Annotated in this window: 1 protein-coding gene; it reads left to right on the top strand. The window is 67.7% G+C overall.

What is annotated here, in order from left to right; genetic code table 11:
• Positions 1-984 precede the first annotated feature (984 nt).
• The gene (locus ACFHWY_RS28285; protein ID WP_416583291.1) at positions 985-1782 is read left to right on the top strand and encodes a DUF2637 domain-containing protein; all 798 of its coding nucleotides are present in this window, start codon (positions 985-987) and stop codon (positions 1780-1782) included.
• Positions 1783-2319 lie beyond the last annotated feature (537 nt).

The raw sequence follows: 2319 nt of genomic DNA on the forward strand, positions 1-2319 counted from the left end.
CGATCAACCCAACTCATCGACGCAGTCACGTAACGTCACCGGTTTTACGCAATGGCCCTGCTCGCTGACCGACTCCGCCCTCATCGCCTGAATGATGAGAAGGCCGTCCCAAGGAGTGAGTGGAACAGCAGAGGATTTCGCGGTGACTGGGTGGACGCAGAGGTACTGCCGGTCATTGGAGGCGATGGTCCTGGACTCATCCGGACTGACAGCGCAGGGCGCGCGCATTGCCCATTGAATTCGGGGTTGACTCGATGGGTGGTGCCGGGGCGTACTGGTTGTACGTTCTCGTACCGCCGCTTGGCGCGGTGCGCCATGGAGAGGCAGGCATTCCCGGAGTTGGGTGCCCGCTGTCGTTCGTGTCGACGTTGTCGAGGGCGTGAAGTGATGGGAGGACCCACATGAAGGTTCGGCTGCCGGCGAGCTGAGCCGCCGCTTCACCTCTGGCGCTCCATATGGGCGCTGTTGGTGACTTCTGCCCCCTTGTGGCTCTGCTGGCCCCTGTCCTGCGTCCGTTGCTGAGCATGGCCTGTCGTGCGGGCCACGCGACGCATTCTGCTCTCTTCGCCTGCCCCTGCGCGGGGCCCGGCTTGTTCGTTGACTCGTCCACAGTGATCGTACGACCTCGGCATGCGAATGAGGTCCGCCCGGCCGGGCGTCACCCGGCAGGAACACGCCTGCCCGGAAGCGTGGTCGCAGGCGGTCGTCCCGAGCGGCCTTCATTCGCCTACCACGAAACCCTACGACCATCCATGGAGCAAAAAGTGACTTCATTCAACATCAATGTGGTGGGGCTGACGGCGGCGTCCGTCGATCCTACGGTTACGGTCCGCGCTGTCCTGGCCGTCTTGGCTGCGGCCGTGCACGGGCCGTCCGTCGACGGGTGGTGGGCCGTTGGCGAGACCTGAGCATCAACCGGATGACAGGTCCGGCGAAGTGCGGTCAAGGCGGGAGCGGCTCGAGGATCGCGTCCAAGTGCTGATCATGCTGTTGATCGGTGGTGCGGCGGGCGCGGCGTCCTTCCGCCACGTCCATGACGTCGCCGCCGAGCACGGTCAGCCGGGCTGGCTGGCGTGGGCGGACGCAGTCGTGCTGGAGCTGACATCGATCGCGGCGGGCCTGGAGTTGCGCCGTAACCGGCGGTTGGGCAAGAGCGTCGCGTTCCCGGCGACCGTGTTGACGGTGGCGGTGTTCCTGTCTCTGGCGGCTCAGGTGGTCGGGGCGGAGCCGTCGGTGATCGGCTGGATCGCTGCCGCGTTGCCGGCGCTCGGCTTCCTGGCGATGGTGAAGATCGCTCTCAGCCGTGCCGATCCTGCCCCGCTCCACCGGACAGCCCCGCCCGCCCCGGACAGCCAGCCCGGGCGGGTCGGGTCCGGGCCAGTTTCCGGCACCGGTGCCACGGTCCCGGACGCCGCCGAGACGGTCCCCGGACCGGCTGCGCCGGTCCACGCCGACACTGCCGCGGTCCCGGACTCCACCCCAGCGGTCACCGCCACCGCCCTGGACGGGCAGTCGACGGTCCCGGACAGTCGCAACAGCCACGAGGGGGTCCGGGACGGTGGGCCGGAGATCGCAGCGTTGGTCCCGGTCGCCCGGACCGCCGCCCGTGCCCTCGCGGCCCAAGGGACACCGTTGTCCCGTAAGGCCCTCACGCGACAGCTACGCGCTGACGGGCACCATCTGTCCAACGCCACCGCCTCGGCGCTCGTGCGTGTCCTGCGCGCCGAGGCCAGCCTGCCCCGACAGCTCTCGCCGGATCTGTCCCCAACAGATGTCGCGTGACAGAACGCGAGTTCTTTCAGTCGATGCCCTTCGCGGCTCGGGCGGCGGTTCTGTCAGGAAGTCCATTTCTGACAGAACCTGGCCGAATCCGACGAGCGTGCACCCGCCGTCCGTCTCGCCGGTACGACCGAGGTGCACCATCCAACATTTTCCGATCAAGGAGCATGCACGTGTTCACCCAGCTCAACGTTCACTATCTCGGCCAGCAATACGATCGCCGGTCCACGTCGCGCGTCTTCTCGCACCACCAAGGCCATGGGTCCGGTGTTACCGGCCGTGCGGCGGTCGGTGTCGATCGCCGTGTGACCGTCGGTCTTGACACCGCCCCCCGAACCGACCCCCCGCCCCGACTCACAGCCCAGGTCAGCCCCGCTCCCAGGGCTGCGGTCCGGCTCCAGACAGACCCTCATCCTGGGGGTCTCCCCCCTGGGGGCGCGTATGCGTAAACGCCTACCGGCTCCGGATCCGCTGCTACGCAGGGCCCGATCAAGTTCCGTGAGTGTCCGGGGTGTTGGTGATGCCCAGGATAGGAAGCGC

The sequence above is a fragment of the Micromonospora sp. LOL_024 genome (assembly GCF_048060415.1).
Lineage (GTDB): Bacteria > Actinomycetota > Actinomycetes > Mycobacteriales > Micromonosporaceae > Micromonospora.